This is a genomic window from Saccharothrix ecbatanensis, from assembly GCF_014205015.1.
GTDB classification, from domain to species: domain Bacteria; phylum Actinomycetota; class Actinomycetes; order Mycobacteriales; family Pseudonocardiaceae; genus Actinosynnema; species Actinosynnema ecbatanense.
Genome location: NZ_JACHMO010000001.1, coordinates 715,583 through 728,813 on the forward strand (window position 1 = coordinate 715,583; position 13,231 = coordinate 728,813).

Genomic DNA, 13,231 nt, shown 5'->3' on the forward strand with positions numbered 1-13,231 from the left:
ACCGCGCACATCCCGCCCACCGCGCACGCACCGGCCCGAGCCATGGCCGCCCTGGTCGGCGAACTCACCGCCATGCGCGAAGCCGCCGCGGCAGGTCCCTCACCGGAGGCGACCCAAGCGCAACACGCGCGCGGCAAGCTGACCGCCCGTGAGCGGATCGACCTGCTCTTCGACCCCGGTTCCTTCCGCGAGGTCGACCAGTTCCGCAAGCACCGGGCGACCGGCTTCGGCCTGGAGGACCGCACCCCGGCCACCGACGGCGTCGTCACCGGCTGGGGCACCGTGGACGGCCGGACGGTCTTCGTCTACGCCCACGACTTCCGGATCTTCGGCGGCTCGCTCGGCGAGGCGCACGCCGCGAAGATCCACAAGGTGATGGACCTGGCGGAGCAGGCCGGCGCGCCGATCGTCAGCCTCAGCGACGGCGCGGGCGCGCGGATCCAGGAAGGCGTCTGCGCCCTGGCCGGCTACGGCGGCATCTTCCGCCGCAACGCCCGCGCCTCGGGTGTCATCCCGCAGATCAGCGTCATCCTCGGCCCGTGCGCGGGCGGCGCGACCTACTCGCCCGCGTTGACCGACTTCGTGTTCATGGTCCGCGACATCTCCCAGATGTACATCACCGGCCCGGACGTGGTGCAGGCCGTCACCGGCGAGGAGATCACCCACGAGGCCCTCGGCGGCGCGGACGTGCACACCGGGATCTCCGGTGCGGCGACCTTCGTGTTCGACACCGAGGCGGAATGCTTCGAAGAGGTCCGCCACCTGCTCTCGCTGCTCCCCTCCAACAATCGTGAACTGCCGCCAGTGGTCCAGACCGGTGACGACCCGGAACGGCGCAACGACGTCCTGCTCGACCTCGTTCCCGCCGATCCCACCCGCGCTTACGACATGCGCGAGGTCATCGGCGAGGTCGTCGACGACGGTGATTTCCTCGAAGTGCACGCGAACTGGGCCTCGAACGTGGTCTGCGCGCTCGCCAGGCTCGACGGGAATGTGGTCGGAATCGTGGCCAACCAGCCCGCGGTGCTGGCCGGGGTGCTCGACATCCACGCGTCCGAGAAAGCCGCGCGATTCGTCCAGACGTGCGACGCGTTCAGCATCCCATTGATCACCCTGGTGGACGTGCCGGGATTTCTGCCCGGCCGCGGTCAGGAACACGACGGGATCATCCGGCACGGCGCGAAGCTCCTCTACGCCTATTGTTGCGCAACTGTTCCGCGAGTGCAGATGATCCTGCGCAAGGCTTACGGCGGCGCGTACATCGTCATGGACTCACGTTCGATCGGCGCCGATATCTCCCTTGCGTGGCCCACCAATGAAATCGCGGTCATGGGCGCCGAGGGCGCGGCGAATGTGGTGTTCCGCCGGGAGATCGCGGCGTCGGACGACCCCGCCGCCCTGCGCGCGCAGCGGATCAAGGAGTACCGGCAGGAGTTGATGCACCCGTACTACGCGGCCGAGCGCGGGCTGGTGGACGACGTGATCGATCCAGCTCACACCAGGGGCGCCCTGATTTCCGCGCTGGCCATGCTGCGGTCCAAGCGCGTCGACCTCCCGGCGCGCAAACACGGCAATCCCCCCGTGTGATGGATCACGTGAAAGTGGACGTGAGGTTGCTCCGCGGAGCGCCCACCGACGACGAGTTGGCCGCGTTGGTCGCGGCGCTGGCAGCCGTCCGACGCGCACCCGCACCGAAGCCCGGTGTGCGTGTTCCCGCACCTTGGACGGTTGCGGGTCGTTACGCTCCGCCCAGGTCATGGGCCGCGCGCGCTTGGTCACCGTGACGACCGGGACGGCTCCGGACGTGGTGCGATCGGATTCCGTTCGTAAATCGCGGAAAAAGAGGATATCTCACAAAATCGTCCGGCGAAGGGTGGGATAGGCGAAGCGCCAGGTCCGCATTGAACCCAGTAATCGTCGGCTTGCCCTTCCCGATCTCGTGCGCTTGACTGTCGAGAGGGTTCGGTCGTCGTCTCTGGGGGATAGGACCAACCGATGAATAATGCTGACATCCGTGGGCCATTGCTGGTTCGGCCATCGCTGGTGAAGCGCATGCGGGCCGCCCACGTCGACATCCTCGAAGACCTGTCCGACGGCATACTCGAAGGCAATGGGCCGCTGACGTCCGCCGGCCCGGCCAGCAGGCGGCTGTGGGTCTCCAGCGCCCGCACGGTCATGGAGGCGGGGCTGGACGTCTGGTCGGGCGCCGCCACGCTGCCGGACCAGGACTGGAACATCCACGTCGAACTCGCCCAGGACGCCGTCGCCAACGGCTTGCCCCTCGGGCACGTCCTGCGCGGTATAGAGATCGGGTACACGGCCCTGGTGACGGGGTACTGGCGGGTGGCCGAGCCGGGTGACCACACCGAACTGGTCGCCTACACGGCGTGGAACGGGAAACTGGCCGACAGCTGCCTGCAATCGCTGCGCGACGGGTACTTCCTGTCGGTGAAGTCCGACGGGAGGGTCGAGGTCGCCCGGCAGGCGTTCCTCGAATCCCTGCTCGCGGGCACTCCCCGCACGGACCTCGCGGTGAACGCGGGACTGGCGCTCTGCCCCGCGTACCTCGTCATGGCGGTTCCGTCGCGAACCGTGGCCACCGACGCCTTCCCCCGCGACGTGCTCGTCAACCAGACCGAACGCGGGTCCGTCGCCCTGTTCCCGACCGTCGACGCCCCGGACATGTGGGCGCGGACGGAGGTGCAGGCGCGGCGTTGCGCCCAGCTCGGCGGTGTCTCGTCCATGATCGTCCTGACCCGGGCGACCGAGCCGAAGAACATCCCGGCCGCGGTCGTCGACGCCGAACGCGCGTCGGCCCTCGCCTCGGCCCTCCAGCTGTCGGGCGTCGTGCGGCCCGAAACGCTCCGGATGGAGCAGGTCCTCGCCGAGGACGGGCTGCTGCGGCAGGACGTCAGCCAGGTGATCGAGCCGATCATCGACCAGTGCGACCTGATCACCACGCTGCACCAGCTCTACCAGACGGATCTCGACCGCAGCCGCACCGCCACGAGGTTGGGCATCCACCGCCGCACGCTGTCCTACCGGTTGCAGAAGATCGCGACCGTCACCGGCGTGGACCCGCTCAGCAGCCGGGGGATCAAGGCGTTCCAACTCGCCCTCGCCGCGCACCAGCTCGACGGCGAGCACCCCGTGCCGGAGTCCTTGCCCGAGGAGCTGCCGGGCGAGCGCGCGAGCTGACTCGTGTCCTTTGTGGACTCGCGGGTCCACCGCCGCCGAGCGGACGGTGGTGACCCGCGAGTCCAGTCGGCTCACGAGGCCTTGAGCATGCCGCCGTCGATGACGTAGTCGGCGCCGGTGATCCAGGACGCCTCGTCCGACACCAGGAACGCGACCAGGTTGGCGATGTCGTCGGGTGTCCCGGTGCGGCCGATCGGGATGCCGCCGATCGACTCGACCAGCGTGGCGCGGGCGTCGTCCCGGCTGCCGCCGGTGGCCGCGGCGATGTCGGCGATCACCCCGGCCACCGCCGGGGTCTCGGTCATGCCGGGGGAGACCCGGTTGACCCGCACGCCCTTGGCCGCCACCTCCTCGGCCAACCCCTTGCTGTAGGTGGAAAGCGCGCCCTTGGCCGCCGAGTAGTGCAGCAGCGCGCCGACCGGGACGTGTGCCGACGAGGACGAGATGTGGACGACCACCCCGGAGCCGCGCTCGACCATCGCGGGCACGAGCGCGCGGTCGAGTCGGACCGCGCCGAGCAGGTTCGTCTCCAGGATGTCCTGCCAGGTCTTGTCGTCGATGTCGGAGTAGCCGCCCGGTCGGGCCGCGCCGCCGCCCGCGTTGTTCACCAGGATGTCCACCCCGCCGAGTCGGCGGGTGGCCTCATCCGCCAGTCGCCGAACGGAGTCCGGGTCGGTGACATCCGCGGTCGTGAAGAGCACGCCGGGTGGCAGGTCGGTGGCGTTCGCGGACCGGGCGGTGGTCAGCACGGTCGCGCCCGCCTCGGACAGCTTGCGCACGATCGCCGCGCCGATGCCCCGCGTGCCGCCCGTGACCACCGCACGTCGTCCGGCTAAGTTATTTACCATGTGGTACAGAATCCAAGTTCTGTACCGCTTGGTCAAGAATTTTGTGACCGCGGTCACCGGGAAGGGCGGCGGAGTACCGTACTGATGAGTGCAGAAGTGAGGTGACCGTGCGATGGCCGGTGGACGTCCCCGCGAGTTCGACGCCGACGAGGCCCTGGACCGCGCCTTGCGCGTGTTCTGGCAGCGCGGTTACGAGGGTGCGGCGCTGTCGGACCTGACGGCCGCGATGGGCATCAACCGTCCGAGCCTGTACGCGGCCTTCGGCAACAAGGAATCGTTGTTCCGCAAGGCGATCGAGCGTTACACGGACCAACAGGCCACCCACATGCGGGACGCCCTCCTCCAGCCGACCGCCCGGGGCGTGGCCGAGCACATGCTGCGCGGCGCCGCCGACATGGCGACCCGGCCCGACTGCCCGCAGGGCTGCCTGGGCCTCCAGGGCGGACTGGCCATGGGCGAGGACTCCGAGTCGGCCCGTCAGCAGCTCGCCGACTGGCGCCGGACCGGGGAGATCGGCCTGCGGGAGCGCTTCGAGCGGGCCAAGGCCGAGGGCGACCTGCCCGAGGACGTGGACGCGGGCGACCTGGCCAAGTTCGTGGCCGTGGTGTCGCAGGGCATCTCCGTGCAGGCCGCCGACGGCGTGGGCCGCGAACAACTGCACCGAATGGCGGAGATGGCCCTCCGCGCCTGGCCTTCCTGACGCGCGTCAGACGTCGAGGACCTGCTTGGCCAGCTCACGGGCCGATTCGGCGTGCTTGGCGCCGGGGCGGGTCGCGCCGATCGCCAGGACGCCTTCGATCAACAGCTGGAGCTGGTCGGTGGCCCGGCCGGGGTCGGGGTGGCCGAGTCGTCGGACTTCGTGGTCGAGGAGTTGGCGGATCCGCTCGCGGTACTCGCGGGTGACGGCGTGCGCGGGGTGGGCGCTGTCGGCCAGGGCCAGGTCCGCCGCGAGGTAGCGGCAGCCCCGGAAGTCCGGTGTGGACACCACCGCGCCGAGCCGGTCGAAGACGGCGAGCAGTCGTTCGCGCGGGTCGTCGCCGGCGGCGGCGAAGACCGCCCGGTAGTCGGCTTCGTCCTCGGCCGCGCTGCGCCGCAGGACTTCGGCGATCAGGCCGTCCTTGCCGCCGAAGTGCTCGTAGAGCGAACGCCGCGCCACGTTCGCCGCCTTCAGCAACGCGTCCACGCCGATCGTCGCCCCGTGCGTGTAGCTCAGCCGCTGTGCCGCGTGGACCAGGCGTTCACGAGGGCCGGGTTCTGCTCGGGAGCTCACGTGAGCGAGGTTCGCACACCTTGACGAGTAGATCAACCGGTCTATATGGTCGAGTAGACCAGTCGTTCTACTCACCGCGAAAAAGGGAGCACCCCTGTGTCCGACATGGAGACCGCCGAGATCATGCGGCAGTTCAACCGGGCGTTCGTCGAGCACGACCCGGCCCTGCTGGCCGATCTGGTCGGCGCGGACTGCGTCATGGAGTCCATCCAGCCGGCCCCGGACGGCGCGCGCTACGAAGGCCGTGACGCCTGTCTGACGTTCTGGCAGGCACTGGCCGCCGATCGCACTACCAGGTTCGAGCCGGAGGACGTGACCGTGTCAGGTGACCGCGCGACCATCCGCTGGCGCTACCGGTTCGGTGACGGCGAGTCGGACTCCGTCCGCGGTGTGAACCTGATGCGCGTGGCCGACGGGGTCATCGTGGAGGCACTGGGGTACAGCAAGACCCCGGGCGACGCGACGCCGCTGGAGGAAGTGGTCGGCTGAACCCCGCGCCGCGCGGGACCGCTCAGCGGCGGCGCTTCTTCAGGTACGCCGCGAGTTCGTCGTACGCGCCCGCTTCGTTGCCGTACATCGCGTAGTTGCGGGCGGTTTCCATCCACTCGCCGATGCTCGGCCGCACGGACTTCGCCGCTTCCTGGAGGTGGCGCTGGGTGATCGGCTGCACCCGGCCGGACGCCATGGACGCCTCCATCGCCGTCTCCGTCGCCTGCTCGCAGATCAACGCCAGGTCCGCGCCGGACATCCCGTCCGTCCCCTTGGCGATCTTCCCCAGGTCCAGGCGCTCGGTCGGACGGCCGCGCAGGTGCAGCCGCAGGATCGCCTCCCGGGCCTCGACGTCCGGCGGCAGCACCAGCACGGTCCGGTCGAACCGGCCGGGACGCAGCAACGCCGAGTCGATGTCCCACGGGTGGTTGCTCGCGGCCAGGACGAACAGGCCCTCGTTGTCGGTGCTCGCGCCGTCCAGCTCGGAAAGCATCTGGTTCACCACACCGCGCATGGACGACCCGCCGCCGCGCAGCTGCGACCGCTTCTGGCCCAGCGCGTCCATCTCGTCGAAGAACAGCAGGCAGGGCCGGTTGCGGCGGGCGGTGTCGAAGATGCTGCGCAGGTTCCGCTCGCTGCTGCCGATCCACATGTCCAGGACGTCGCTGAGGCCGATCTCGTAGAAGCTCGCGCCCAGCTCACCCGCCAGCGCGCGGGCGATGAACGTCTTGCCGCAACCGGGAGGGCCCCACAGCAGCAGCCCGCCGCGCAGGGACTTGCCGAACTCCATGCGCAGCTCAGGGTTGCGCAACGGCGTCAGGAACGACATGTCCAGCCGCCGCTTCACGTCCGCGAGGCCGCCGACGTCCGCCAGCGTGAGCCCGGCCTGCCCGAGCGTGCCGATGGCGGGTTCCGCGACGGGCTCGCTCTCGGACCACTGCTGGAGGATCTCGTCGGCGGTGTCCGGGATGGCGGTCGCCGCCGTGTTCGGCGCCACCGAAGCGGGTGACGGCGCGACCGGCTTGGGTGCGGCGGGCTTCGGGTCGTGGGGTGGGTCCGCGGGGTCGAGCGCGTCCGCGAGCCGGCCGTAGGAGGTCGCCCTGGCCTCGTCACCGAGGGTCCGCGCCGCGGCGGCGGCGGTGCGCAGCGCCTCGACGTGGTCCGGCACGGCGGCGAGCACGGTGGTGGCGTTGGCCAGCGCCTCGTCCGGGCGGCCCGCGTCCAGCAGCAGCCGGGCGACGTGGGCCCGCACCGGGTGGTTGGCGGGGTCCGCGGTCAGCGCGCCGAGCAGTGCCTCGATCACCGGGTCATGCGTCACGCGCGGAACGGTACCCGATCGTATTCGTTCTACTTTGACCAGCGACTTCCCGTGTCTCTACGGTATGCCGGACGAGTACGGCGTAGCCGGGGTGGGGGATGGACGAGACTGCTGGTGTTGCGGTGCAGCGTGGTCAGGCGCTGCTCGATCTCGGTCGGGCACGGGAGGCGGAGGAGCAGTTCCGCACCGCCCTGGCCGCGGCCCCCGGTGAGCCCACGCTGCACGCGTTGCTGGCCCACGCGCTCCTGCGCCAACAGCGCTTCGAGGAGGCCCACGACGCCAGCCGCACGGCGGTCGGCGCGGCACCGGAGCACGTGATGGCCTACTCGACGCTCGCCGCGTCCCTGGTCGGGCTGAAGCGCCTGCCCGAGGCTGAGGACGCGGTGCGACACGCCCTCGCTCTCGCACCGGAGGCCTCGGTGCTGCACGTCCAACAGGCCCACGTGCTGCTGGCGCAGGACCGGCCGGCCGACGCGCTGGTGAGCATCGGCCGGGCGCGCGCCCTCGACCCGGAGGACTCCGACGCCGCCGCGGTGCAGGCCGCCGCGCTCTTCGAGGCGCACCGGTACGAGGAGTCCGAGGCCGCGGTGGACGAGGCGCTGCGCCTCGACCCGGAGAACGTCGACGCCCATCGCATCCGGGGTCTGCTGGCGCTTCGTCGCGGCGGTGGTGAGCCGGCCGTCCAGGCACACCGCACCGCCCTGCGCCTGTCGCCCACCGATTCGGACGCCCGGGAGGGCCTGTCCGTCGCGCTCAAGTCCCGCAACCCGCTCTACGGCCTCATGCTGCGGTACAGCATGTGGCTGAGGACGCTGCCGACCGGGCTGCGCCTGCTGGTGCTGTTCCTGCCGTTCATCCTGACCCGCGTGCTGCGGCCGTTCGACGGCGAGACGTGGGCGAGCGTGCTGATCGTCGTGGTGGTCGCGGCCGTCGTGGTCAGCTGGAGCCTCGAACCGCTGATGAACTGCGTGCTGCTGCTCAGCCGCGAACGCCACCTGCTGGGCCGTGCGGCAAGGCTGTCGACCTACGACTTCCTCGGGTTCGCGGCGGCGGCCCTCGTGGTCCTGATCGCCGGCCTGAACAACGGTCTGGACCAACTGCTGACGCTGGCCCTGGGCTTGTGCCTGTGGGCGATGGCCACCGGCTCCGCGCACACCATCCGGGCGGACCGCCGCAAGATCCTGACCATCGGCGCGCGGGTGGCCGCCGTCGTCGCCGTGATCGCGTTCGCCGGGACGGTGAGCGGTGTCGGCGGCTTGACCGTCGCCGTGACGGCCGTGTTCCTGAGCGGCATCGCGGCCACCTGGTTCACCGTCTTCGCCTGATCGACCTGCTTGACCTGGTGGCGGCGCGACGCGGCGGTGTCGTCGCGCCGCGAGGTCGGGCGCGGGGTCGGGCGGGCTAGGCCTCCGGCTTGTAGCAGTCCTCGAAGCCCTCCGGCTTGGGCTGGTTGCCCGCCAACAAGGCCACCACGTCCTGCTGCTTGAGGTTCTCCGGGTAGCCGGGCCAGTCCGGCTCCTGGCCGTTGACGTGCAGCTCGTCCAGCCAGTAGCCGGACTGGCCGGACACCTTCTCGAACTCCAGGTCGCAGCCCTTGACGTGGACCGTCACCTCGATGACCTTCTGCGACGACTTGACCGTCCGCTTGCCGACCTTCTTGCTCTTCTTCTCGGACTCGGTGCGGGGCTCGCCGATGCCGACGAAGCCCGCCTCGTGCAACTCCACGACGAACTTGTCGTCGTTGCTGGAGCACGCCACCAGGGACGCGGCGCAGCCCAGTGCCAGCAGCACGGACGTGACCTTCGTGTTCATGGCGCACAGCAAACAGGGGTGACCGAAGCACCCGCGCCCCGGTCGCCCAACCGTTACCGCGCTGTGACCTGCCCACGGGCCGCCGGCGGCTGGTCGGCCCAGTCCGGCATTCGTCCGTCCGGCCGCGAAAGCATTGCAAGATAACGCTTTCCACCGGACCGATTACCTATTTGTGCGGTGGCGTAACGAAAACCGCCGGGTCGAGCGAAACAGGGTCTGCGCCCCACCGGGCGTTGCCCACCTTCGTCAGGAGAGCCATGAGACGGTTCACCACATTCGTCGTGTTGTTACTGGTAGCCGCCGTCGGCGGCGTGCCGTTGGCGGACGCCGGTCCACTCGAACGGGTCACCCTGTGCCACTCACCGGGCACCCCGGCCGAGAAGACGCTCACCCTGCCCGCGCCCGCCGCCGAGGCGCACCTGAGACACGGCGACCGGCTCGGGTCGTGCGAGGACGGCGTTCCGTGCGCCGCGCCGCCGCCGATCCAGGAGATCCCGCCGGGCACCGAGCCGGCGGAGGAGCCCGAGTACGTCTCCGAGGCCGTCGCGGTGCTGGAGGGCGCGAGTGAGAACGGCTTCACCGCCGTCGGCGCGCCGGTCACGTTCCGCCTGAGCTGTCCCATGCTCGACCAGACGGCCGACTCCGTCGTGGTGTACGACAACGGCCGCCCGGTGCCGTTCGCATCGCTCGCCATGACCGCCGACACCATCACCGTCACCGGTGGCCTTGGTGCCGGCCGCCACGAGCTGGCACTGTCCGCGCGGGACATCCACGGCTACGGGATCGAAGCGGATTTCGTGTTCTGGGTGGGCAACTACACGGTGCCGGTCCTCGTGCTCGACGCCGGCGGCCTGCCGGTGGAGGGCGCGGCGGTCGTGGCCAAGCTGTCCGACGACCCGGACGTGTCGGCGAGCCTCGTCACCGACGTGACCGGCCGCGGTGCGTTCACGAACCTGCCCAACCGGTCGTACAACGTGATCGCGCAGGCCTCCGGCAACCGGTTCGCCACGCAGCCGACGAGCGTCTTCGACGGCACCGTCGTGCTGCGGCTGCTCGGCATCGGGGCGCCGAGCACGGTGGACAACAACGACTTCTCCCAGGGCAAGGCGGGCTGGGAGACCGGCGCCGCGCCGGTCTCGGTGATCCCGCACGTCGAGGGCTCGCCGTCCGGCTTCGCCGCTGCCTCGCAGACGAACCCGGCACGCACCGAGGAGGCGTCGGCGCAGGCCACCGCGGCCATCACCGGTTCGGCTCCCGCCGGGATGTCGGCCGAAGCCGCCGACTTCGACCTCGCCCTGGACACCGCGGGCGAGGGGCAGCAGTCGATCTCGCGCACGTTCGACGTCGAGGCGGGCGTCAAGAGCGTGACCGTGCGGTACCGGTTCATCACCAGCGAGGTGCCCGGCGGCTGGTTCGGCAGCGAGTTCAACGACTTCTACAACGTCTCCGTGCGCTCGTCCCAGGCCTCCGGCACGGTCACCAACGGCAACAGCATGAACGGCCTCGGCCTGGCCGCGTTCGACGGTGGCGGCGCGACCGGGTGGAGCGAGTCCGAACTGGCGGTGAACCCGCAGGGCGACACCGTGCGGGTGGACCTCGCCGTCGCCAACGTCGCGGACGGGCTGTTCGGCTCGCGCGTCGTGGTGGACGTGGTCAAGAAGAAGAAGCTGACCATCAGCCAGGTGCAGCTGCGGGACATCGACAACCAGGCGCTCCAGTTCCTCAGCGCGTCCAACCACCCGTACTTCGCCGGCCAGACCCGCGTGCACGGCACGATCACCGTGCAAGGCCCCAAGGACGAGTCGCTGACCGAGCTGGCACTGGAGGTGGTGGAGGGCGGCACGACCGTGCGCGGCACCCTCGCCGCCGCCGTCCGACCCACGCTGGTGACCACGTTCGGCGACGACGAAGAGAACAAGGTCACGACCAACCAGCTGTTGTTCGAGATCCCGGCCGGCCTGCTCAACGCCGTCAACCAGGGCACGAACGGCCAGTTGACGCTCCGCGTGAAGGCGACGTCGTCCAGCGGGGAGACGGCCGAGAAGGACGCCGGCACCCCGACCAAGCTGGTGCGGTTCACCGGCGGCAACCGCTACGGCGGTCGGGATGCCGGGGTCGGCGGCGACGACTGGGCGCTGCCCACGGTGCGCTCGTTCATCGACGGCGCGGGCCAGACGTGGGGCGACTTCTCCAACATGAACGGCGGGCCGTTCCCGCCGCACGCCTCGCACCGCGTCGGCACGAGCGCCGACGGCTGGTTCACCGGCTACAACAACCGTGACGCCGCGACCGCCGCGACGATCATCGGCCAGCTCAACACGCACGGCACCAGGATCCGATCGGTGTACGTGACCTTCGCGGCCGGCAGCGCGTTCGCACAGGCGATCGCCAACGTCACGCTCAACGACGGCCGCGCGGCCACCGCGGTGATCCGCAACATCGGCGGCCACACCACCCACTTCCACTGGGAGGTCAACGCCTGACAGCACGCGGGGGACGGCCCAGGTGGCCGTCCCCCGCGCTGTGCTTGTCAGAACAGCGTGCTTGTCAGTTGTCGGTTGTCAGTCGTCAGAACGAGGCGACGTTGAGCAGCGGTTCGTGCGTGGCGTCCGGATCGGTGGCCGTGTTCCAGGTGCCGGTGCCGGCCGCTTGGAGGGCGGACTTCACCGTGCCGGGCGACGCGGTCGCGTGCGTGGCCTTGTACAGCGCCGCGCCACCGGCGGCGTGCGGGCTGGCCATCGACGTGCCCGAGATCGTGTTGTAGCCGCCACCCTTCCAGGTGGACAGGACGCAGACGCCCGGGGCGATGAGGTCGACGTCCGCGCCGTAGTTGGAGAAGTCCGCGAACGTGTCGTCGACGTCGGCCCGGCAGGTCGCCGCCGCGCCGCCGCCGGGCAGGCCGTTGAAGTCGGCCAGCGCGCTGACCGTGATCACCTCGTCGTACGCGGCGGGGACGAAGGTCGCCGAGTTCGCCGCGCTGTTGCCGGCGGCCACGACGTAGGTGACGCCGGCCGCCACCGAGCGGCAGATCGCCTCGTGCAGGGCGTCCCGGTTGGAGCCGCACGCGCTGTCGCTGCCGGACCCGCCGAGGCTCATGTTCGCGACCTCGATCTCGTCGGCGTGCGCCGTGACGTAGTCGATGCCGCAGATGATGTCGGACCAGGAGCCGCTGCCCTGGTTGTTGAGCACGCGCACCGGCCAGATGCGGGCGCCCGGTGCGACACCGACGACGCCGTCGCCGTTGTCCAGCGCGCCGATCGTCCCGGCGACGTGCGTGCCGTGGCCGTTGCCGTCATCGGCGGTCCGGCCGTTGGAGCAGTTCTTCGCGCCGGCGGTGTGCACGTTGAGGTCCGGGTGGTCGAGGTCGACCCCGGTGTCGATCACCGCGACGTCCACGGCCACCCGCTGGTCGGCGCCGTCGATGCGGGCGGTCGCGCTCAACTCGGCGTCCACGCGGTCGACGCCGGTCGGTGTGGTCTGCGCGGTGGTGGTGGCGACGCCGTCGGGCTGGACCAACACGACCCGCGGGTCACGGGCGAGGCGGGCCGCGGCGGTGGCGGTCATCTTCGCCGAGTAGCCGCGCACGGCGCTGGAGTAGACGTGGTTCGCGGAGGTGCCGTGGTCGGCGGACACGGAAGTGGCTTCGACACCGTTGTCCAGCAGGACGATGTACCCGCTGGTTCGTGTGTCGGCGTTGGCGGGAGCGGCAGGGAGGACGGCGGCGAACAGGACGGCGGCGAGCAGTGACTTGCCGAGTAGGCGGCGCATGGCACTCCTGAAGGACGGGTGCAGGGGCCACGATGCTCTCATTGCGCGGTGGCCGATTCGTTGCGCCGTTCGGGCGACATGACCGCGCCTGTCCCCGACACTCCGCTCGTGTCGAAGGCGTTCGGAAGCGTAAAGTCGAGCCGACATCTGTCAAGGGGTGGAGAAACGTTGCCGAGTGCGCTGCGGGTCGAGATTTTCGTCGCCGACCTCGACGTCTGTGCGGACTTCTACACCCGCGTTCTGGGTTTCACCGTGACCAAGAGATATGACGGCTACATCGCGATGGACCGCGACGGCGTCCGGATCGGCGCCGTCCTCGCCTGGCAGCCGGTCGACCGCGCCTCGCGCTCCGTGCCGACCGGCGTGGAGATCGTGATCGAGGTGGACGACGTGCGTGCCGAAGCGTCCCGCGTCCGGGCCGCGGACTGGCCGGTGGAATCCGACGTCGAGGTCCGCCCCTGGGGCTTGACCGACTTCCGAATCCACGACCCGGACGGCTATTACCTGCGAGTGACGTCCGCCTGACCG

Annotated in this window: 13 protein-coding genes; 8 read left to right on the forward strand and 5 right to left on the reverse strand. The window is 70.4% G+C overall.

Annotated elements, in window-relative coordinates; genetic code table 11:
• The first annotated feature begins 72 nt into the window (after positions 1–72).
• The 3 genes from F4560_RS03270 to F4560_RS03280 all read left to right on the forward strand — a co-directional run bounded on the left by F4560_RS03270 (position 73) and on the right by F4560_RS03280 (position 3,198).
• On the forward strand, positions 73–1,587 hold the full coding sequence (locus F4560_RS03270) for an acyl-CoA carboxylase subunit beta (RefSeq protein ID WP_246478067.1): 1,515 nt from the start codon (positions 73–75) through the stop codon (positions 1,585–1,587).
• Positions 1,587–1,784, forward strand: a complete 198-nt coding sequence (locus F4560_RS03275; RefSeq protein WP_221483311.1) for an acyl-CoA carboxylase epsilon subunit — start codon at positions 1,587–1,589, stop codon at positions 1,782–1,784. Before F4560_RS03270 ends, F4560_RS03275 begins: the two co-directional genes overlap by 1 nt.
• A gap of 268 nt (positions 1,785–2,052) precedes the next feature.
• A complete protein-coding gene (locus F4560_RS03280; RefSeq protein WP_184915997.1) occupies positions 2,053–3,198 on the forward strand; it encodes a PucR family transcriptional regulator in 1,146 nt (381 codons plus the stop codon).
• 71 nt (positions 3,199–3,269) lie between these two features.
• Here F4560_RS03280 and F4560_RS03285 read toward each other — a convergent pair whose 3' ends face one another.
• Positions 3,270–4,046 carry an SDR family oxidoreductase gene (locus F4560_RS03285; RefSeq protein WP_184916000.1) on the reverse strand — a complete coding sequence of 259 codons (777 nt, stop codon included), beginning with the start codon at positions 4,044–4,046 and terminating at the stop codon, positions 3,270–3,272.
• Positions 4,047–4,158: 112 nt separating this feature from the next.
• Between F4560_RS03285 and F4560_RS03290 the strand changes: the two genes are divergently transcribed.
• Positions 4,159–4,746, forward strand: a complete 588-nt coding sequence (locus F4560_RS03290) for a TetR/AcrR family transcriptional regulator (protein ID WP_184916003.1) — start codon at positions 4,159–4,161, stop codon at positions 4,744–4,746.
• A 6-nt stretch (positions 4,747–4,752) separates the two neighbouring features.
• On the opposite strand, the gene F4560_RS03295 is transcribed toward F4560_RS03290, so the two are convergent.
• Positions 4,753–5,316 carry a TetR/AcrR family transcriptional regulator gene (locus tag F4560_RS03295; RefSeq protein WP_184916006.1) on the reverse strand — a complete coding sequence of 188 codons (564 nt, stop codon included), beginning with the start codon at positions 5,314–5,316 and terminating at the stop codon, positions 4,753–4,755.
• A gap of 105 nt (positions 5,317–5,421) precedes the next feature.
• Between F4560_RS03295 and F4560_RS03300 the strand changes: the two genes are divergently transcribed.
• On the forward strand, positions 5,422–5,805 hold the full coding sequence (locus F4560_RS03300) for a nuclear transport factor 2 family protein (RefSeq protein WP_184928870.1): 384 nt from the start codon (positions 5,422–5,424) through the stop codon (positions 5,803–5,805).
• A gap of 22 nt (positions 5,806–5,827) precedes the next feature.
• On the opposite strand, the gene F4560_RS03305 is transcribed toward F4560_RS03300, so the two are convergent.
• Complete coding sequence (locus F4560_RS03305; protein ID WP_184916008.1) at positions 5,828–7,123, reverse strand: ATP-binding protein; 1,296 nt, start codon at positions 7,121–7,123, stop codon at positions 5,828–5,830.
• Between the two features lie 98 nt (positions 7,124–7,221).
• On the opposite strand from F4560_RS03305, the gene F4560_RS03310 reads away from it, so the two are divergent.
• A complete protein-coding gene (locus F4560_RS03310) occupies positions 7,222–8,448 on the forward strand; it encodes a tetratricopeptide repeat protein (RefSeq protein WP_184916011.1) in 1,227 nt (408 codons plus the stop codon).
• Positions 8,449–8,524: 76 nt separating this feature from the next.
• On the opposite strand, the gene F4560_RS03315 is transcribed toward F4560_RS03310, so the two are convergent.
• Positions 8,525–8,935: a hypothetical protein gene (locus F4560_RS03315; protein ID WP_184916036.1), complete on the reverse strand. Its 411-nt coding sequence runs from the start codon at positions 8,933–8,935 to the stop codon at positions 8,525–8,527.
• A 281-nt stretch (positions 8,936–9,216) separates the two neighbouring features.
• Here F4560_RS03315 and F4560_RS03320 point away from each other — a divergent pair, with 281 nt between their 5' ends.
• Positions 9,217–11,418: a carboxypeptidase-like regulatory domain-containing protein gene (locus F4560_RS03320; RefSeq protein WP_221483313.1), complete on the forward strand. Its 2,202-nt coding sequence runs from the start codon at positions 9,217–9,219 to the stop codon at positions 11,416–11,418.
• 85 nt (positions 11,419–11,503) lie between these two features.
• Here the strand turns inward: F4560_RS03320 and F4560_RS03325 are convergent, their stop codons facing one another.
• Positions 11,504–12,703, reverse strand: a complete 1,200-nt coding sequence (locus F4560_RS03325) for a S8 family serine peptidase (protein WP_184916044.1) — start codon at positions 12,701–12,703, stop codon at positions 11,504–11,506.
• A 168-nt stretch (positions 12,704–12,871) separates the two neighbouring features.
• Between F4560_RS03325 and F4560_RS03330 the strand changes: the two genes are divergently transcribed.
• Positions 12,872–13,228: a VOC family protein gene (locus tag F4560_RS03330; RefSeq protein WP_184916047.1), complete on the forward strand. Its 357-nt coding sequence runs from the start codon at positions 12,872–12,874 to the stop codon at positions 13,226–13,228.
• The last annotated feature ends 3 nt before the right edge of the window (positions 13,229–13,231 follow it).